Here is a 19,427-nt window from a genome sequence, read left to right on the forward strand (position 1 = left end):
AGGCGGTTGCTCACAGCCCACCCTCCAGTTCCACGCCCTGTTCATGCGCCAACGCCGCGACCGCCTCGACGAACACCGCGGCGCGGTGCTTGTAGTCCTTGAACATGTCCAGGCTGGCGCAGGCGGGTGACAGCAGCACGGCATCGCCCGACTGCGCCTGCTGCGCCGCCAGTGCGACGGCCTCGGGCAGGCTGCTGGCGTCCAGCAGGGGGATGCCGGCTTCCTCGGCGGCGTGCGCCACCTGGGCGCGGATGGCGGCCGCGTCGCGGCCGATCAGCAGCACGGCGCGTGCGTGGCGGGCCAGGGGCTGGTCCAGGGGCGTGAAATCCTGGCCCTTGCCGTCACCCCCCAGGATCACGACCAGGCGCCGGTCAGCGCCCAGGCCGTTGATGGCGGCCAGCGTCGCGCCCACGTTGGTGCCCTTGCTGTCGTCGAAGTACTCGACCCCGTTGATGATGGCCACCGGCTCCACACGGTGGGGTTCACCGCGGTACTCGCGCAGACCGTGCAGCATCGGACCCAACGGCGCACCGGTGGAGGTGGCCAGCGCGAGCGCGGCCAGCGCGTTGGCCGCGTTGTGGCGGCCGCGGATGCGCAGGGCGTCCACCGGCATCAGGCGCTGGAAGTAGATCTCCTCCTCTTCGTCCGCCGCACGACCGCGTTTGCGGGTTTCGTCCAGCGCGAGCGCGCGCACCAGCCAGGTCATGCCGTTGACCGACTCGATGCCCCAGTCGCCCGGGCGCGTGGGCGTCTCCAGGCCGAAGGAGGCGTAAGGCCGGGCCGGCTGCTGGCGGTTGCGGCCGCCGACCTTCACGGTCACGTTGCCCGGCTTCATGGCCATGACCTGGGCGTCGTCGCGGTTGAGCAGCATCAGCGCCTGCGCGCCGTACACCGCGGCCTTGGCCCGCGCATAGGCGGCCAGCGACCCGTGCCAGTCCAGGTGGTCTTCGGTGATGTTGAGCACGGTGGCTGCCGTGGGCACGCTGTCCCAGGCGCCCCCGGCGGTGCCGTCGAGCTGGAAGCTGGAGAGTTCAAGCACCCAGACCACGGGCAGGTGCGGGGGCGCCGGCGGCTCGATGGGCGGAGGCACCAGCATCAACGGCGCGTCGTCGTCTTCGCCCGGAACCGGCAAGGGATCTTCTGCGTCAGCGGGCAGCAATTCGTCCTGGTTTTCCAGAACGGGCCGGGTGCCATCTTCGACGGACGCTGGCTCAGAAACGTCCCCGGCAGGCGACGACTCCAACGGTTCGGCGGCGGGCTGGGCGTCCAGCCTGTCCTGCTCGGCCTGCTGTGCCGCTTCGGCTTCCGCCCGTTCGGCGGCCTCGGCCTGCGCTTCGGTGTCCAGCGCCGCGCCCAGCACGTCCAGCAGCGCCGGGCCGATGTTGCCGGCCACAGCGACGTTCAGGCCACAGCGCTGCAGCAGCAGGCCGGTGAGCGAGGTCACGGTGGTCTTGCCGTTGGTGCCGGTGATCGCGAGCACCTGGGGTTTGTAGGGCAGGCGCTCGCGCGCCGACAGGTCTTGCAGCGCCTGCGCAAACAGGTCGAGCTCGCCGACGAAGGCGGCACCGTGTTGCTGCGCCCAGGCGCGTGCCGGTGCCAGCTGTTCGGGCGGCAGGCCGGGGCTGCGCGCGATCACGGCCCAGGGCTGGCGCACCAGCAGGCTGTCATCGAACGGGCCGGCCACGAACGCGGCCTGCGGGCACTCGGCGCGCAGCGCGGCCAGCGAAGGCGGGTTCTCGCGCGTGTCCGCCACCGTCACCACCGCCCCGTGGCGCACGCACCAGCGCGCCATCGCCAGGCCGGAGATGCCCAGGCCCAGGATGAGAACGTGTTGGTCTTTGAGCGCGTTCATCGGAGTTTCAAAGTCGACAAACCGACCAGGCACAGCAGCATGGTGATGATCCAGAAACGGACCACGACCTGCGTCTCCTTCCAGCCCTTCTTCTCGAAGTGGTGGTGCAGCGGCGCCATCTGGAACAGGCGGCGGCCCTGGCCGAAGCGGCGCTTGGTGTATTTGAAGTAGCTCACCTGCAGCATCACCGACAGCGCCTCCACCACGAAGATGCCACCCATGATCGCGAGCACGATTTCCTGGCGCACGATGACGGCGATGGTGCCCAGCGCGCCACCCAGCGCGAGCGCGCCCACGTCGCCCATGAAGACCTGCGCGGGGTGGGTGTTGAACCACAGGAAGGCCAGACCGGCACCGGCCATGGCGGCGCAGAAAATCAGCAGTTCGCCAGCCCCGGGAATGTGCGGCAACAGCAGGTAGCGCGAGAACACGGCGCTGCCGGTCACGTAGGCGAACACGCCGAGCGCCGATCCCACCATCACCACCGGCATGATCGCCAGGCCGTCCAGCCCGTCGGTGAGGTTCACCGCGTTGCTCGACCCCACGATCACCAGGTAGGTCATGACCACGAAGCCAAACACACCCAGCGGGTAGGCCACTTCCTTGAAGAAGGGCACCATCAGGCCGGCACGCGGCGGCAGTTCGAGCGTGAAGCCCGAGGCCACCCAGTTGAAGAACAGCTGCAGCACGCGCAGGTTGCTGGTCTCGGCCACGCTGAAGGCCAGGTAGAACGCGGCCACCAGACCGATCACCGACTGCCAGAAATACTTCTCGCGCGAGCGCATGCCCTCGGGGTCCTTGTTGACCACCTTGCGCCAGTCGTCCACCCAGCCGATGGCGCCGAAACCCAGCGTCACCAGCAGCACGATCCAGGTGAAGCGGTTGGACCAGTCGAACCACAGCAGCGTGGACAGGGCGATCGCAAACAGGATCAGCACACCACCCATGGTGGGCGTGCCGCCCTTGCTGATGTGGCTCTGCATCGCGTATTCGCGGATTGGCTGCCCGATCTTGAGTGCAGCGAGACGGCGGATGAAAAACGGACCCGCCACCAGACCGACGATGAGCGCGGTGAGCGCGGCCATCACGGCGCGGAAGGTCAGGTACTGAAAGACCCGCAGGAACCCGAATTCGGGTCCGAGACTCTGCAGCCATTGGGTCAGGCTAAGCAGCATGGGTGGAATCCTTTTGTTCTTGTGGCGCGGGCGCGGTCAGGGCCAACAGGCCCTGCACCACGCGCTCCATGCGCATGAATCGAGAGCCCTTCACCAGCACGCTGCGCACCGCGGGCGCTGGCGTGGCCGCGACCAGGGCGCACGCATGCACGGCCAGTGCGGGCACGTCGCTCCAGTGGGTGGGGGCGTTTTCGCCGGCGGCGTTCAGGGCGGTGACAGCCTGCTGCATCCAGTCGCCCGCGCAATGCACGGCCTCGATGCCACTGGCCTGCGCCAGGCGCAACACCTCCAGATGAAAGGCGAGACCCTGCTCACCCACCTCGCCCATGTCGCCCAGCACCAGCAGGCGCGGGCCGGGCAGTTCGGCCAGCACCTGGATGGCCGCGACCACGGAATCGGGGTTGGCGTTGTAGGTGTCGTCGATCAGGGTGACATGGCGGTCCGGCAGCGCCAGCGAGAGCGCGCGCGAGCGGCCTCCCACGGGTTCGAACGCATCCAGCCCGCGCCCGATGTCGGCGAGCGACACACCCGCTGCCAGCGCACAGGCCGCCGCCGCCAGCGCATTGCGCACGTTGTGCCGGCCGGCGATGCGCAGGCGGCAAGCCTGCGCGCCCGACGGCGTGGTGAAGCGCAAGGCCCAGGCACCGTCCAACCAGTCGGCGCTGAGCGCTCGCACATCGGCGGCCGCATCGCTGTCGCTGAAGGTCAGCACGCGCTGCCCCGCGGCCAGTTCGCGCCAGACCCAGGTGTATTCGTCGTCGCTGGGGAAGACGGCCACACCGCCACTGCGCAGGGCCGTGATCACCTGCCCGTTTTCGCGCGCCACGGCTTCGACCGTGCCCATGAATTCCTGGTGTTCGCGCTGGGCGTTGTTCACCAGCGCCACCCTGGGCTGGGTCAACGCGGCCAGGTAGGCAATTTCGCCCGGGTGGTTCATGCCCAGTTCGATCACCGCCAGCCGGTGCGTCTCGCGCAGGCGCAGCAACGTGAGCGGCACGCCAATGTCGTTGTTCAGGTTGCCCTGCGTGGCGTGGGCAGCGTCGCCGGCCGCGGCGCGCAGGATGGCCGCGACCATCTGCGTCACGGTGGTCTTGCCGTTGCTGCCGGTCACGGCGATCAACGGCAGGCTGAACTGCTCGCGCCACAGGCGGGCCAGCTCGCCCAGCGCCAGGCGCGTGTCGGGCACTTCCACGCCGGGCAGGCCGGCAGTCGCCAGACCGCTGTGCGCGATGGCGGCCACGGCACCGGCCGCGCGCGCCTGCGGCAGGAAGTGATGCGCATCGAAGCGTTCGCCTTTGAGGGCCACAAACAGGTCGCCCGGCTGCAGGCTGCGGGTGTCGGTGTGAACGCGCTGGATGGCCGCATCGGGCGCTCCCACGGCACGGGCGCCACCGAGTTGCAGCATCAGCTGGTTCAAGTTCTTCATGCGGAAGCTCCCGGCGCTGCGGCGCGCTGCGGCGCGCTGCGCGAGCGCCTCGCGCGCCTGCACCAGATCGGAGAACGGCTTCTTCACACCCATCACGTCCTGGTAGTCCTCGTGGCCCTTGCCCGCGATCAGCACCACATCGCCGGCAGCGGCGCGCCGCACAGCCTGCGTGATGGCCGCGGCCCGGTCGGCTTCGAGCAGCGCTTTGGCGGGTTCGGACAGCCCGGCCACCATCTGTTTCAGGATGACCAGCGGGTCTTCGGTGCGGGGGTTGTCGCTGGTCAACACCACGTGCTGCGCCTCGCGCTCGGCCACGGCGGCCATGAGCGGGCGCTTGCCGGCATCGCGGTCGCCGCCGCAACCCGCCACCACCCAGAGGGCACCGCCGCGCTGCTGCGCCAGCGGCTGCAACGCCTGCAAGGCTTTTTCCAGCGCATCCGGCGTGTGGGCGTAGTCCACCAGCACCAGCGGCTGGCCCGCTGCGGCCGCCACCTGCTCCATGCGGCCTGGCACCGGCGTGAGCGCATCGCAGGCACGCACCGCATCGGCCAGCGACACACCGAGCGCGCGGGCCGAGGCCAGCACACCCAGCAGGTTGGACACGTTGTACCGGCCGACCAGCGGCAGACTCAACCCGTGGGACTCGATCTCACCACCCGCCGCGTTGCGCTCCCCCACGGTCAAGCGCATGCCGTGGTCGGTGAAGCCGATGTCACGTGCGAAAACCCGCGGAGTGCTTGACACGCCCACGGCCTCGATGCCCACCGTCCAGAGGTCCAGGCCCCTGCCCCGCAGCAAGGACGCCAGCGAGGCACCCTGTGGATCGTCCATGTTCAGCACCGCATGGGCCAGGCCCGGCCAGTCGAACAGGGCGGCCTTGGCGGCCCAGTAGTCGGCCATGCTGCCGTGGAAGTCCAGGTGGTCCTGCGTGAAATTGGTGAAGACCGCGACGCGGATCTGGGTGGCGTTGAGACGGCCCTCGATCAGGCCGATGGACGAGGCTTCAATGGCGCAGGCTTTCAGCCCCGCGTCCACCATGCCCCGCAGGCGCGCCTGCAGCAGCACCGGATCGGGCGTGGTCAGACCGGTGGGCACCAGGGCATGGCCCTCGTCGCCCGCCAGCGGCGGCTGGCCAACGCCCAGGGTGCCCACCACCGCACAGGGCCGGCCCACGGCCGACAGCAACTGGGCCATCCACCAGGCGCTGGAGGTCTTGCCGTTGGTGCCGGTGAATGCCACCACGTCGAGCCCTGCGCTGGGCTCGGCATAAAACGCACTCGCGATCGGACCGGCCTGGGACTTGAGCCCGGGCACGGCAGCCACACGTTCATCGTCGAAATCGAAGACTTCCACGCCGTCGCGCTCGACCAGCACCGCGGCCGCGCCCGCCTGCAGCGCACCCGCCACGTAGCGGCGCCCGTCCGTGGCGGCTCCGGGCCAGGCCACAAAACCATCGCCCGGCTGCACAACGCGGCTGTCGCATTGCAGATGACCACGCACGCGCTCGCGCAACCAACCGGCCACGGCCTGGGGATGCTGGATCGTCTGCATCAGAACGACTCCTCCACGATCTCGGTCACGATCTGTGGCATCACGTTCATGTCGGGCTGCACACCAAGAATCCGCAGCGTCTGCTGTACGGTTTCGCTGAAAACCGGCGCAGCCACCAGACCGCCGAAGTACTGCCCATTGCTCGGCTCGTCCACCATCACCGCCACCACGATGCGCGGGGCTTCCACCGGCGCCAGGCCGACAAAGAAGCTGCGGTACTTCCTGGCCGCATAGCCCTTGCCTTCCTGCTTGTGGGCGGTGCCGGTCTTGCCTCCCACCGAATAGCCCATGGTCTGCGCCTTCGTGGCCGTGCCGCCGGGACTGGTGGCCATGCCCAGCATCTTGCGCACCGCGATCGCGTTCTTCTCGCTGAAGACGCGCACCCCGGTTGCCGGCATCTCGGCCCTGAGCAGCGTGACCGGGATCAACTCACCGTCGCGCGCGAAGATGGTGTAGGCCTGCGCCAGCTGGAACAGCGAGGTGGAGAGCCCGTAGCCGTAGCTCATGGTCGCCTGCTCGATCGGACGCCAGGTCTTGTAAGGGCGCAGGCGCCCACTCACTGCGCCAGGGAATGGCACCTGCGGCTTCTGGCCAAAACCTGCCTGGGCAAAGATTTCCCACATCTCGCGTGGATGCATCTGCATGGCCATCTTGACCGTGCCCACGTTGCTCGATTTCTGGATGATTTCATTGACCGTCAGGATGCCATGCGGGTGGGAATCGCCAATGCTGGAGCCACCGATCATGATGCGGCCCGGTGCGGTCTGTATCTGCGTCTCCGGCCTGACCAGCCCCTTGTCGAGCGCCAACGCCGCGATGAAAGGCTTCATCGTGGAGCCGGGCTCGAAACTGTCGGTCAGCACACGGTTTCGCAGCTGTTCGCCGCTGAGCTTGCCCCGTCGGTTGGGGTCGTAGCTCGGGTAGTTGGCCAGCGCCAGCACCTCGCCCGTCTGGGTGTCCAGCACCACCACGCTGCCGGCCTTGGCCTTGTGCGAGAGCACCGCGTCACGCAGCTTCTGGTAAGCGAAATACTGCACCTTGCTGTCAATGGAGAGCTGCAGGTCCGGGCCGTCCACCGGCGGCACGACATCGCGCACGTCCTCGACCACGCGGCCCAGGCGGTCCTTGATCACCCGGCGCGAACCGTTGCGGCCCGACAGCTGCTTGTTGAAGGCCAGCTCCACGCCCTCCTGCCCCCGATCTTCCACGTTGGTGAAGCCCACCACGTGCGCCGCGGCCTCGCCTTCGGGGTACTGGCGCTTGTATTCGCGGGTCTGGTAGATGCCCTTGATGCCCAGCGCGGCGATTTCCTTGGCAACCGGCTCGTCCACCTGGCGCTGAACCCAGACAAAGGTCTTGTCCTCGTTGGCCAGCTTTTTCTTCAGCTCGGACAGGGGCTGGCCCAGCAACCGGGCCAGCGTCCGGAGCTTCGGATCGGCCTTGTCCACGTCTTCGGGAATGGCCCAGAGGCTTTGCGCCACGACGCTGGTCGCCAGGATCAGGCCGTTGCGATCCAGCACGCGACCGCGGTTGGCCGGCAGTTCCAGGGTGCGAGCAAACCGCACCTCGCCCTGGCGCTGGAAAAAGTCGTTGCCAAACACCTGCACATACGCCGCGCGAGCACCCAGGCCGGCAAACGCCAGCGCCAGCGCAGCGACGATGAACTTGCTGCGCCAGACCGGCGTCTTGCTCGCCAGCAAAGGGCTGGCGCTGTAGTTGATGCTGCGGCTGCCGCGCGGGCTCATGGCCGGCCCTCCCCGGCGACCGCTACCGCTGGTGCAGCGTGCACCGTCACATACTCCGTGATGCCGGGATTGACCGGCCGCATCTTCAGCTGCCGTGTGGCGATCTGCTGCACACGCGCCGACGTGGCCTGCGCCTGCTTCTGCACACGCAGCTGTTCGTGGTCGGCTTCGAGCCGGCGCGACTGCGACTGGGCCCGGTCCACCGCGGTGTAGAGCCGGCGAAACTCATACTGGGTGTGCACGAGATAGAAGGCGCTCACCATCACCGCGGCCAGCAGCATCAGGTTCAGGCGGATCATGCCGGTGCCTCCGTGCGTTCGGCCACGCGCATCACGGCGCTGCGCGAACGCGGGTTGCCCTGCACTTCGGCGGCCGAGGGCATCACGCGGCGCACCTGGACCAGCTGCATCTCGGCCGGTTCGGCGAAGGGCACGCGGCGGTCCACCACGGCGCGCGAATGCCGCGCCATGAACTGCTTGACCATGCGGTCTTCCAGCGAATGGAAGCTGATCACCACCAGTTGACCTCCGGGACGCAGGACATGCAGGCTGGCCTCTAGCGCTTGTTGCAGCTCTTCAAGCTCGGCGTTGATGAAAATCCGAAAAGCCTGAAATGTGCGCGTTGCAGGGTCCTTGCCCGGCTCGCGGGTTTTGACCGCGCCAGCCACGACTTCGGCCAGCTCGCGGGTGGTTCGAATAGGGCCCCGTTCCTGTCGGCGACGATCAATCGCCTTTGCAACCTGTTGAGCAAACCGTTCTTCGCCATATTCACGTATCACCTCCGCGAGGGTGGAGACTTCGGCCGTTTCCAGCCACTGCGCCACGCTCTGGCCGCGCGTGGTGTCCATGCGCATGTCCAGAGGTCCATCGTGACGAAAAGAAAAACCCCTTTCGGGGTCGTCGATCTGGGGCGAACTCACGCCCAGATCCATCAGTACCCCATCCGCCGTGCTGGCCCCCAGTTCGCCCAGATGGCAGAAACCCTGGTGCCGGATGGAAAAGCGGCCATCGCTGGCCGCCAGTTCCTGCGCAGCCGCCACGGCCTGCGGGTCCTTGTCGAACGCCGTGAGGCGTCCGCTCGCTGACAGCTTCTCCAGGATCAGGCGCGAGTGCCCACCGCGTCCGAAGGTGGCGTCGACATAATGCCCGTCCGGCTGGATGCCCAAGGCGTCGACAGCCTCGTGCAGCAGAACCGTCTGGTGTTGCCATGCGTCTTGAACCATGGGGCCTCAGAACGAGAAATCCTTGAGAACATCGGGCATCTCGGCCTGCATCGCTTCGGCTTCCTTGGCGGCGTAGGTCGGGGCATCCCACAGTTCCAGGTAGGAACCCATGCCCAGCAACACGGCGTCCTTGGCAATGCCGGCGGCGGCACGCAGTTCGGGCGACACCAGCACACGGCCCGACGCATCCATCTCCACATCCATGGCATTACCGAGGAAAATGCGCCGCCACCATTGCGCATCCATGGGCAGGGCGGCGATGCGGGAACGGAACTTTTCCCACTCGTCGCGAGGGAATACCATCAGGCAGCCGTGCGGATGCTTGGTGATCGTGAGTTGACCGGCGGCCGTGCTCAGGGCGTCACGGTGCCGGGTCGGCATGGAGAGCCGACCCTTGGCATCGAGACTGAGAGAGGAAGCACCCTGGAACACCGTGATCAGCCCTTGGAAAACACTTTTCACCACTTAATTGCACTTTTTTCCACTTTATCAGGAAATCCGTCGCATGCAAGCCGGTGGCCAGATATTTTTTCCAATGAAATCAACCACTTAGGACACATTTTGAAGCAACTTCTTGCTTAAAAATGCAGCAAAAGCAAGCACTTACAGCGGCCTATGAATGTGATGCTTGAAAGCCCTGTTACACATGGGGATTCCCGACGGACGGGACGGGTGGCGTGTGGCACGCCCCGGCGCCGCTCATCGGGCACGTTCCGCCAACCAGAAAAAAACCGCGGTCGCCGGGACGGCGAGCGCGGTTTCGCGAAGTCCGTGGACCTCAGAGGATGTAGCGGGACAAGTCCTCATTGCGGCTGAGCTCGCCCAGGCGGCCGTCCACATAGGCCGCATCCACCTGGACCGTCTGCCCCTGCAGCCCGGTGGCACCGAAACTCACTTCGTCCAGCAGGTGCTCCATCACCGTGGCCAGGCGGCGAGCGCCGATGTTCTCGGTGCGCTCGTTCACGTCGCAGGCGATCTGCGCCAGGCGGCGGATGCCTTCAGGCGTGAATTCCAGCGTCACACCTTCGGTGGCCAGCAACGCCTGGTACTGGCGCACCAGCGAGGCATGGGTCTGGGTCAGGATGGCTTCAAAATCGTCCACCGACAGCGACTGCAGTTCGACCCGGATCGGGAAACGCCCCTGCAGCTCGGGAATCAGGTCACTCGGCTTGGACAGGTGGAACGCGCCGCTGGCGATGAACAGGATGTGATCGGTCTTGACCATGCCGTATTTGGTGGACACGGTCGTGCCCTCCACCAGCGGCAACAGGTCGCGCTGCACGCCCTGGCGCGACACCTCGGCGCCACCCGTATCGCTGCGCGAGGTCACCTTGTCGATCTCGTCGATGAAGACGATGCCGTTCTGCTCGGCGTTGTGCAGGGCGCGCACCTTGATCTCTTCCTCGTTGACCAGCTTGCCCGCTTCTTCGTCAACCAGGAGTTTCATCGCTTCGGCGATCTTGAGTTTGCGCGAGCGGCGCTTGTCCTGTCCCATCTGACTGAACATGCCGCGCAACTGCTCGGCCATGTCTTCCATGCCGGCAGGGCCCATGATTTCCATTGAGGGCCGAGGCTCCGCCAGCTCGATCTCGATCTCCCGGTCATCGAGCTGACCTTCGCGCAGCTTCTTGCGAAAGGACTGCCGTGCGGTGCTTTCGGGAATGGCCACTGGCTCGGCGCCGGTGCTGCGCGGTGGTGGCAACAGCGCATCAAGGATGCGCTCCTCGGCCGCGTCTTCGGCACGCACGCGCTGGCTGCGCATCTCGACCTCACGCGTCTGCTTGACGGCGATCTCGGCCAGGTCGCGGATGATGGCGTCCACGTCCTTGCCCACATAGCCCACTTCGGTGAACTTGGTGGCTTCGACCTTGATGAAGGGCGCATCGGCGAGTCGGGCCAGCCGACGCGCGATCTCGGTCTTGCCGACACCGGTGGGTCCGATCATCAGGATGTTCTTGGGCGTGATCTCGGGACGCAGCTTCTCGTCCACCTGCTGGCGGCGCCAGCGGTTGCGCAATGCAATGGCCACCGCGCGCTTGGCGCCTTTCTGACCAATGATGAAGCGATCGAGTTCGGAGACGATCTCCTGGGGGGTCATGGAAGACATGGTGCCCCCACGCTTGTCACTTCGTGTACTTCGCTGCCCCCCGAGGGGGCGCGAGCTTGCTTGGGGCGGCCCTGCGCTGCGCTCATGGCTTCAATCCAGTGTTTCAATGGTGTGGTTCATGTTGGTGTAGATGCAGATCTCGCCCGCGATCGCGAGCGACTGCCGCACCACCTCTTCGGCACTCAGCGCCGTGTGCTGCGTCAGGGCGCGGGCAGCGGCCTGGGCATAGGCGCCGCCCGAACCGATGGCAACGACCCCGTGCTCGGGCTCCAGCACATCACCGTTGCCGGTGATGATCAACGCAGCACTGTGGTCGGCCACCGCCAGCATGGCTTCGAGCCGGCGCAAAACGCGATCGGTGCGCCAGTCGCGGGTCAATTCGATGGCGGCGCGCACCAGATGACCCTGGTGTTTTTCGAGCTTGGCCTCAAAGCGTTCAAACAGGGTGAATGCGTCCGCCGTGGCACCGGCAAATCCGGCCAGGACCTTGTCGTGGTAGAGCTTGCGCACCTTGCGCGCCGTGCCCTTGACGACGATGTTGCCCAGAGTGACCTGGCCGTCACCGCCAATGGCCACCTGCACACCTTCAGGCGTCTCGCGCCGCACGCAGACGATGGTGGTTCCGTGAAATGATTCCATATGAGCAAGAGATGGGGATGACCAGAAGGTTCACAAGCCCGGTGGCAGATCGAGGGGGTGTCTTTCCAAGGGCACCGCGGAACCGGCTCCGCCGGGCCGCCAGTGCCGCCCCCTGGGGGGTGACGCCGCAGGCGGCGCGGGGGGGGGTCCTGCTCAATCGTTCCGCACCACCACTTTGGCGTATTCGGTGATGCCGATGACGTGGAAAAAAGCGGACACCAGGCGGTGCGCATCCACGAACTGGATCATGCGGCCTTCGGCATGGTGGCCCGAGACCCAGTTGAGCAGGGTGCCGGCTGCGGAAAAATCGACTCGAATCAGGTTGCGACAGGAAATGATGAGCACATCGGCGCCCTGCAACCGCTTTTCCAGGTTCTCCAGTGTGGCCTGGGGATCGCCCCTGATTTCACCCGACAGCTCCACCAGACCAAGCTGATTGAGCCCTGAGCTGAGACTCTCCATCACAGAGTCTCCCGGAAAAACCGAAGGCATCTGTTCCAGGACCACTTCGCCCAGCACGGACGAGCCGCTCTCCGAAGATTCGCCCGACAAGGCACGGAAATGGCAACGTGACTTCTCCCACCCCGGCGGTGACACCTCGTAGGTGACGCAGAAGTCCAGCGCGGTCAACTCGAATTCGTCCGGGCGGTCCATGACCCGCAGCACGGCCATGCGCAGCTCCCACCACAGCTGCTCCACGTCGCGCCGGCCGGAGGGCGTCAGGGACTTGAGCAGATCGAGCAGCTTGCTCGATCCGATGAAACACAGCTCCACGTCCTGATCACCCCAAAGGGTAAAGATGCCCAGCAGTGCACGGGCGGCCTTGACATCAACGGCCTCCAGCGGTTCCCAATCCAGCACCCAGGGCTGGTTGGCCCGCAACAGCACTTTCTGCAAGGTTCCCACGGCGTGCGCATCGAGTTCGGGCTCGCACGCCCAGACCGCGCGACCATTGGTCACCGATGGTTTGTAGGCCTTGCCGGTCATGGCCGAAACCGCCCCAAGCATGTCCTCCCACTGCGGTGCCGAACGGCCAAAACGGTTCACAAAATCCAGCGCCTGGCTCTCAAACGGAGCGAGTTGGCCCGTCGCCCGGTACAGGTCGAACAGGGCCAGCCAGTTGTCGAGACGGTCCTCGCCACCCTGCGCCTCACCCAGGGTATCCAGCAAGCCTTGTTCGGCCCCGGCATCGTCGCCGTTGGCAAAGCGGATGGCGGCTTCTTCCACCTCCGGGTCCTGGGCAATTTCATGAACGTCCAGCGCGAAGAAGTGCGACGCGGAAAAAGCCGGACCCGATCCGCTCGGCTCGCCACGCAGTGTGGGCGCCATCAGGCCGATGCGCGCGGCCGCAGGGGCAGGCGCTGGCGCTGGCGCGTTCGCCGCTGGCACGCTGTCTGCTCGGCTTCCGGAGCGCGTGGCGGCCATCCCGGAGTCCGCACCGGGTGCGGATGGTGATGGGGCCGGCAAAGTCGAGGCCGGATCGATCAGAGGCGATGCCTCCGTTTCGTTGTACTGCACAGCGCGACGACGGGCCAGTGGATCGACCAATGCGTCGGTCTTGGTGGAAACACCCTTGCGATCCAGCGGTGTGCCCCCGGTGCTGTGGGCACCCGAATTCAGGGTGGAGCCGGTGGTATGGGAGTCAGATCCCTTGGTCTTCCACCATTGCATCGACATCTGTGCCTCGATCTCGTCGATCTTCTTGAGCGTCATAGCCCTGTCGTCCGGCTTGGACGGCAGGCTGCTCTGGAAGAACGAGGGCCGAACTCCCTGCCAGCCTTCACTGGGTCCTTCGCGGCTCCGGATCTTGCGCAGCATGTCGAACTCGCGCTTGCGCACGAAGTCGTTGCGCCGTTTGCGCTCGATCATTTCCTTCAGGGCCGCTTTGCTGTACTCGCTCTCGCGATCCACGCTGCGGGTGTCCAGATCCCACCAGCTCGTGGTCGGGTGGCGAACAAACTTCACCACCTTGGACAGGAAGCCGCCGTTGGAGTCGTCCTTGGACATGAGAGCTCAGCGCCGAGGGGTTGAGGGTGGAAAGTGTTCCAGACCGGGGGGTCAATCCCCGAACATCTTCTGCTTGAGTTCGCGCCGCTGCTGCGCTTCAAGCGACAGACTAGCGGTCGGGCGGGCCATCAGGCGCGCCACGCCAATGGCTTCACCCGTTTCTTCGCAGTAACCATAGTCGCCCGAGTCGATGCGGGCAATCGCCTGTTCGATCTTCTTGAGCAGCTTGCGTTCGCGATCGCGGGTCCGGAGTTCCAGCGCATGTTCTTCTTCAATCGTAGCGCGGTCGGCGGGATCGGGAACGACCACGGTGTCTTCACGCAGGTGCTCGGTGGTTTCACCGGCATTGGCCAGCATGTCGGCCTTGAGCAAGGACAGCTTGCGGCGGAAGAAAGCCAGCTGTACCTCGTTCATGTACTCGTCGTCGGGCATGGCCTGCACGTCCGGGTCGGTCAGCTGCTCAACCGGCAGGTTCTTCCAGTTGTTGACCCGCTTGGGATCTTTCTGGATGGAGGATGGCACGGGAGGGGTCATTACGCGTTCGTTCATGGTGGAGAAGGTCGCCTTGACGGCATCGGGTGCATGGGTGGGGACCACCGCGGCCTGCGTCATCTGCTCCATCATCACCTTCTTGGCCGCGCGCTTGCCCAGAGGGCGTGGCGTCGATTCGACCACAACGGGTGCGGGAGCGGGAGGGTGCCGCTTGGCAACAGGCGCCGACGCCACCGTGGCGACGGGCCGGGTGGGCTTGCTGGATGGGACGGTTGCCGCGGGAGGCGCGACCGCCTTGGTTTCTGACCGGACTTTCACAGCCGGCGCCACCTTGGCCAGGGCTTTCGCCGACGCCGGTATTTTGGCTGCAGGCTTCGCTGCGCCCGCCCGGGTGTCCACGGCCTTGGTGCCAGATTTTGTCTGGGTCGCCGAGCGGCTGGTGGATACCACGGTCACAGCTTTGGCGACAGAAGTCTTCTTGACCAGCGCAGCCTTTTTCGCGACCGGCTTGCTGACCGCCGAAGGCGCACTCCCTGGCTTCGCAGCGGGTTTGGTGGTGGTTTTTGTCACGGCCTTGGCAGGCGCTTTGGGCACGGATTTTGAGGGCACGGCTGGCTTTTTCTGGGTCGACACCGGCGATACCCGCCCCTTGGCCGCCTTGGTCGCGGTTGGGGTGGTTTTCGCTGTCCTGGTAGCCGGGGCTTTCACAAGGTGTCTCCTCTCAGTGCCTGTCAATGCCTGGTCTTGGGGTTGTGCGCTGCCGCGAACCGGTGTCCGTGGCGCAGCACCATCCACCGGCGGTGCCGGCTGCTTTGTTGTTATACCCCGTTTGCGGTCCGCCGCCGGACTGCGCGCAGCCCGCAGACTTGAAGCAGGCCTGGCCGGGCGCTGGGCGCCCGACTTGGGGGGCGATTGTATCGATGACGGCGGAGTGGGCACTGACACAGCATCCGATCGAAAGCCCAGGCGTTGGAGAAGCGCGACAAACAGCACGTTCGGTCGGGTTCGGTGTGTGGAAACTGGCGGCCACCGGCTCACACCAGCGACTGGTCCAGGCCCTGGACCAGGATGTCCTGGGGCAACTCCAGCCCGATGAACACCATCTTGCTCACACGCGGCTCACCCTCGGCCCAGGCCGGACCCAGGTCGCTGCCCATGAGCTGGTGCACGCCCTGGAAGATCACCTTGCGATCGGTGCCCTGCATGTCCAGCACGCCTTTGTAGCGCAGCATGCGCGGACCGTACACCTGCACGATGGCGCCCAGGAAGTCTTCCAGCTTGGCCGGGTTGAAGGGTCGGGTGGCGCGGTAGACGAAGCTCTTCACGTCGTCGTCGTGATGGTGGTGGTGGCCATGCCCTTCGTGGCCGTGCTGGTGCGAGGGGTGGTTGCATTGCTCGCCATGCTCATGATCGTGGTGGTCGTGATCGTGGTCGTCATCGGCCTTGAGGAAGTCCGGGTCGATGTCGAGCTTGGCGTTGAGGTTGAAACCGCGCAGGTCAAACACCTCGCTGAGCGCCACTTCGCCGAAATGCACCGGTCGCATCGGCGCGCGCGGGTTCATGTGCTTCAGGCGGTGGACCAGCGCATCCAGCTCGTCTTTGTCCACCAGGTCTGCCTTGCTGATGAAGATCTGGTCGGCAAAGCCCACCTGGCGGCGCGCTTCCTGGCGGTCGTTGAGCTGGTCGGCTGCGTGTTTGGCGTCCACCAGGGTCAGGATGGAGTCCAGCAGGTACTGCTCGGCGACTTCGTCGTCCATGAAGAAAGTTTGCGCCACCGGACCGGGATCGGCCAGGCCGGTGGTTTCGATCACCACGCGGTCGAACTGCAGTTCGCCCTTGCGCTTCTTTTCGGCCAGGTCGTGCAGCGTGGCACGCAGGTCGTCGCGGATGGTGCAGCAGATGCAGCCGTTGCTCATCTGGATGATGTTTTCCTGCGTGTCGGCGACCAGGATTTCGTTGTCGATGTTCTCTTCGCCGAACTCGTTCTCGATCACCGCGATCTTCTGGCCGTGGGCTTCCGTCAGCACGCGCTTGAGCAGCGTGGTTTTTCCTGAGCCGAGGAAGCCGGTGAGGATGGTGGCGGGGATCAGGGACATGGCGGGAAAAACTCCTGCAACGGGGGAACGGGAACGCGACAGCGGGGGAGTGTATGCGACCTGCTGGTTCTACGCCTTTTTCATCACCACCAGACCCTTGAGGTATTCGCCTTCGGGGAAGTTGATCGTCATCGGGTGGTCGCAGGCGCCGCCCAGGCGCTGCAGGATGGCGCCGTCCACGCCGGCGTCCAGCCCGGCCGAGGCCACGATCTTGTGGAACAGTTCCACCCCGATGCCACCCGAGCAGGAGAAGGTGAACAGCACGCCACCGGGCGTGAGCAGCTTGAAGGCCTGGCGGTTCAGGTCTTTGTAGGCCCGGGCGGCGCGCTCGGCATGTGCCGCCGTGGGGGCGAACTTGGGCGGATCGAGCACGATGGCGTCGAAGCATCGGCCCTCGGCCACGAACTGGCGCAGCGAGGTGTTGACGTCGGCGTCCATGAAGCTGGCCTGCGCCGGGTCCAGCCCGTTGAGCAGCAGGTTCGCGCGCGCCTGCTCCAGCGCCGGGCCCGACGAGTCGATGCTGGTCACGTGCCCCGCCCCGCCCGCCAGCGCGGCCACGCTGAAGCCGCCGGTGTAGCTGAAGCAGTTGAGCACCTGCGCGAACACCAGGCGCTTCGTGTACTGGTACAGCGCCAGGCGGCTGTCGCGCTGGTCGAGGTAATAACCGGTCTTGTGGCCGTGAGCGATGTCCAGCCCCAGGCGCCAGCCGTGTTCCTGCAATTCCAGCGCGGTGTCGCCGCTGCCGCGCAGCCAGCCGGTGGCGTCGGGCAAGCCTTCGAGCTTGCGGCTGCTGGTGTCGGAGCGTTCGTACAGGCGCGGGCAGCCTGTGAGTTCGATCAGCGCGTCGGCAATCACCGCCTTCCAGCGCTCCACGCCGCAGGCCGTGAACTGCGCCACCAGCGTGTCGCCGTAGCGGTCCACGATCAGGCCCGGCAGGCCGTCGGACTCGCCGTGAACCAGGCGGATGCCGTTGCTCTCGATGCCCAGACGCGTGCGCAGGTCGATGGCACGCGCCAGCGTGTCGCGAAAAAAGGCGGCATCGATGCGTTGCGCCTCGTCAAAACTCCAGGCCCGCACGCGGATGCGCGAGTTCGGCGAGAACGCACCCCAGGCCAGGAACTGGCCCTCGTGGCTTTCGACGCGCACGGTCTCCCCGGCATCGCCGCCACCGCGGGCGACAGCGCCGTCAAACACCCAGGGGTGACGGCGCTGCAGCGAGCGTTCTTTGCCGGGCTTGAGTCGAATGGTTTTCATGTGGGGATTGTGGCTCCCCCCGCGCCGCCTGCGGCGTCACCCCCCCAGGAGGCGGCACTGGCCGTCCGGCAAAGCCGGCCCGGCGGTGCCCTGGGTGGACTACCCCTCTGTTCTGCGAAGTGATAGGTACCTACCGAGGCAGGCAGCTCGGGGATTTAACACATCTCCGAAGCGAAGTGCCAGAACCCAGAACGCGGCGGAACCGGCTTTGCCGGGCCGCACCGCGTTGCCCCCTTGAGGGGGTCGCGCGCAGCGCGGCGGGGGAGGGCCAGGTCAAGGACGCAGGTACACAAAACCTTCGCGCGCCTGCAACCTGGCGACTTCGGCCACACCCGACGGCACGATCTTGGCTTCCATGGCCACCTTGGCGGCGTCGATCTTGCGCGAGACCAGGGTGTTGTTGCAGACGCGGAACTCCACCCCTTTGGCCGCCAGTTCGCCAATGGAACCCGCAAAAGGCTGCTCCATCTGGTTGGTGGCGCCGTCGAGCAGGAAGTCGATGCCCAGGCCATGGGTCACGACCACGATCTTGGCTTTGGGATCGGCCGCCAGGTGGTTGCGGATGTTGTTGATCGCACGCGAGGCCTGGGGAATGCCCTCACTCATGTGATAGACGGTCTTGATGACATCATCAGCCGCCTGCGCCGACAGCGAGGTGGCCATGACCGCCGCGAGCAGCAACGACTTGAAGGCAATGAGGAACTTGAACATGGTGGTCTCCTGAAATCAAAAATAAAGCAATTGCTTATGGAGCAATTGTCAAGGCTGGGGCGGCAAATCCTACAGGGATAACCCGCCCTACCGCTCACCCATCCGGGTCCGGCGTTCCGGGCCGGTCAGCGCCCGGGCTTGCGCACCGGTGGTGCCCCCACGGCGGGCGGGCTGGCAGGGCCATCGCCGCCAGCATCCCCGGCACGCGCCTGTGCCCGCGGGTGGGCTGCGTCGTACACCTGCGCCAGGTGCTGGAAATCGAGCCGGGTGTAAACCTGTGTGGTGCTGATGCTGGCGTGGCCGAGCAGTTCCTGCACCGCGCGCAGGTCGCCGCTGGACTGCAGCACGTGGCTGGCAAACGAATGGCGCAGCATGTGCGGGTGAACCGGTGTGGCCAGCCCGGCCAGCAAGGAACGCCGCTTCAGGCGCACACGTATGTGTTGCGGCGTCAGGCGCTGGCCTCGGCTGCCGATGAACAGCGCCGGATCGTCCTTCGCCCAGACGCCGCGCACAGCCATCCACTGCTCCAGCGCGGTGAGCGCGGCGCGGCCCACTGGCACGCTGCGGCGTTTCGAGCCTTTGCCCAGCACGTGGGCCTCGCCGGCCTCAGCGTCGATCCAGCCGCGCGCGCTGCCACTCGCTACCGCGTCCAGCCCCACCAGTTCGCCGATGCGCAGGCCGCAACCGTAAAGCAGTTCGGTGATGCAGCGGTCACGCGCTTCGAGCCGCGGGTCGTCGGCCTCTTCGACATGTGAAGCCAGCTGCACCGATTCGTCCACGCCCAGCGCCTTGGGCAGCGGCTTGCCGGCCTTGGGCGCACGCACGTCCTGCACCGGGTTGTGATCCATCAGCCCCTGGCGGCCGAGCCAGACGTAAAGGCCGCGCCAGCCCGAGAGAATGAGTGCGATGCCGCGTGCACTGCGCCCGCCGCTGTGCATCTGCGCCACCCAGCGGCGGATGTGGGCGTTCTGCACGCGGCGCAGCGCCACACCGGTGGCCTGCGCCTGCTGCACCAGTTTTTCAAGGTCGAGGGTGTAGAGCGCCACCGTGCGATCGGCGAGGCGTTTCTCCACCCGCACATGGGTCAGGTAGGCCCGCACCAGAGCGGCGTCGTCGTCGCTGGTGGTGGCGTTCATGTGTGGGATCTGAC

Annotated in this window: 15 protein-coding genes; all 15 read right to left on the reverse strand. The window is 66.3% G+C overall.

All coding sequences use genetic code 11. The features are described 5' to 3' along the window. Positions 1 to 10: 10 nt before the first annotated feature. Positions 11 to 1,852 (reverse strand): UDP-N-acetylmuramoyl-L-alanine--D-glutamate ligase, encoded by a 1,842-nt coding sequence (gene murD / locus AC23D4_RS11770; protein WP_472888688.1) that lies wholly within the window; start codon positions 1,850 to 1,852, stop codon positions 11 to 13. Continuing rightward, positions 1,849 to 3,027, reverse strand: a complete 1,179-nt coding sequence (gene mraY, locus AC23D4_RS11775) for a phospho-N-acetylmuramoyl-pentapeptide-transferase (protein WP_472888689.1) — start codon at positions 3,025 to 3,027, stop codon at positions 1,849 to 1,851. The genes murD and mraY overlap by 4 nt, the downstream gene beginning before the upstream one ends. Further along, entirely contained in the window at positions 3,017 to 6,004 is a 2,988-nt protein-coding gene (gene murF, locus AC23D4_RS11780) for a bifunctional UDP-N-acetylmuramoyl-L-alanyl-D-glutamate--2,6-diaminopimelate ligase MurE/UDP-N-acetylmuramoyl-tripeptide--D-alanyl-D-alanine ligase MurF (protein WP_472888690.1), read from the reverse strand. The genes mraY and murF overlap by 11 nt, the downstream gene beginning before the upstream one ends. Continuing rightward, a complete protein-coding gene (locus AC23D4_RS11785; protein WP_472888691.1) occupies positions 6,004 to 7,749 on the reverse strand; it encodes a peptidoglycan D,D-transpeptidase FtsI family protein in 1,746 nt (581 codons plus the stop codon). Before AC23D4_RS11785 ends, murF begins: the two co-directional genes overlap by 1 nt. Continuing rightward, a complete protein-coding gene (gene ftsL, locus AC23D4_RS11790; RefSeq protein ID WP_472888692.1) occupies positions 7,746 to 8,048 on the reverse strand; it encodes a cell division protein FtsL in 303 nt (100 codons plus the stop codon). Before ftsL ends, AC23D4_RS11785 begins: the two co-directional genes overlap by 4 nt. Then, positions 8,045 to 8,971, reverse strand: a complete 927-nt coding sequence (rsmH, locus tag AC23D4_RS11795) for a 16S rRNA (cytosine(1402)-N(4))-methyltransferase RsmH (RefSeq protein ID WP_472888693.1) — start codon at positions 8,969 to 8,971, stop codon at positions 8,045 to 8,047. Before rsmH ends, ftsL begins: the two co-directional genes overlap by 4 nt. Positions 8,972 to 8,977: 6 nt before the next feature. Further along, entirely contained in the window at positions 8,978 to 9,403 is a 426-nt protein-coding gene (mraZ, locus tag AC23D4_RS11800; RefSeq protein ID WP_472888785.1) for a division/cell wall cluster transcriptional repressor MraZ, read from the reverse strand. 346 nt (positions 9,404 to 9,749) lie between these two features. Continuing rightward, positions 9,750 to 11,078: an ATP-dependent protease ATPase subunit HslU gene (hslU, locus tag AC23D4_RS11805; protein WP_472888694.1), complete on the reverse strand. Its 1,329-nt coding sequence runs from the start codon at positions 11,076 to 11,078 to the stop codon at positions 9,750 to 9,752. Between the two features lie 90 nt (positions 11,079 to 11,168). Then, positions 11,169 to 11,717, reverse strand: a complete 549-nt coding sequence (gene hslV / locus AC23D4_RS11810; RefSeq protein ID WP_472888695.1) for an ATP-dependent protease subunit HslV — start codon at positions 11,715 to 11,717, stop codon at positions 11,169 to 11,171. Between the two features lie 153 nt (positions 11,718 to 11,870). After that, a complete protein-coding gene (locus tag AC23D4_RS11815; protein WP_472888696.1) occupies positions 11,871 to 13,724 on the reverse strand; it encodes an STAS domain-containing protein in 1,854 nt (617 codons plus the stop codon). A gap of 51 nt (positions 13,725 to 13,775) precedes the next feature. Further along, positions 13,776 to 14,825 (reverse strand): RNA polymerase-binding protein DksA, encoded by a 1,050-nt coding sequence (dksA, locus tag AC23D4_RS11820; protein ID WP_472888697.1) that lies wholly within the window; start codon positions 14,823 to 14,825, stop codon positions 13,776 to 13,778. Positions 14,826 to 15,250: 425 nt separating this feature from the next. Continuing rightward, the gene (locus tag AC23D4_RS11825) at positions 15,251 to 16,312 is read right to left on the reverse strand and encodes a CobW family GTP-binding protein (RefSeq protein ID WP_472888698.1); all 1,062 of its coding nucleotides are present in this window, start codon (positions 16,310 to 16,312) and stop codon (positions 15,251 to 15,253) included. A 69-nt stretch (positions 16,313 to 16,381) separates the two neighbouring features. Then, positions 16,382 to 17,566 (reverse strand): class I SAM-dependent rRNA methyltransferase, encoded by a 1,185-nt coding sequence (locus AC23D4_RS11830; protein WP_472888699.1) that lies wholly within the window; start codon positions 17,564 to 17,566, stop codon positions 16,382 to 16,384. 273 nt (positions 17,567 to 17,839) lie between these two features. Continuing rightward, positions 17,840 to 18,277 (reverse strand): DsrE family protein, encoded by a 438-nt coding sequence (locus tag AC23D4_RS11835; RefSeq protein ID WP_370870197.1) that lies wholly within the window; start codon positions 18,275 to 18,277, stop codon positions 17,840 to 17,842. A 125-nt stretch (positions 18,278 to 18,402) separates the two neighbouring features. Then, positions 18,403 to 19,413 (reverse strand): tyrosine recombinase XerC, encoded by a 1,011-nt coding sequence (locus AC23D4_RS11840; protein WP_472888700.1) that lies wholly within the window; start codon positions 19,411 to 19,413, stop codon positions 18,403 to 18,405. Positions 19,414 to 19,427: the final 14 nt, after the last annotated feature.

The sequence above is a fragment of the Hydrogenophaga sp. L76 genome, from assembly GCF_057654755.1.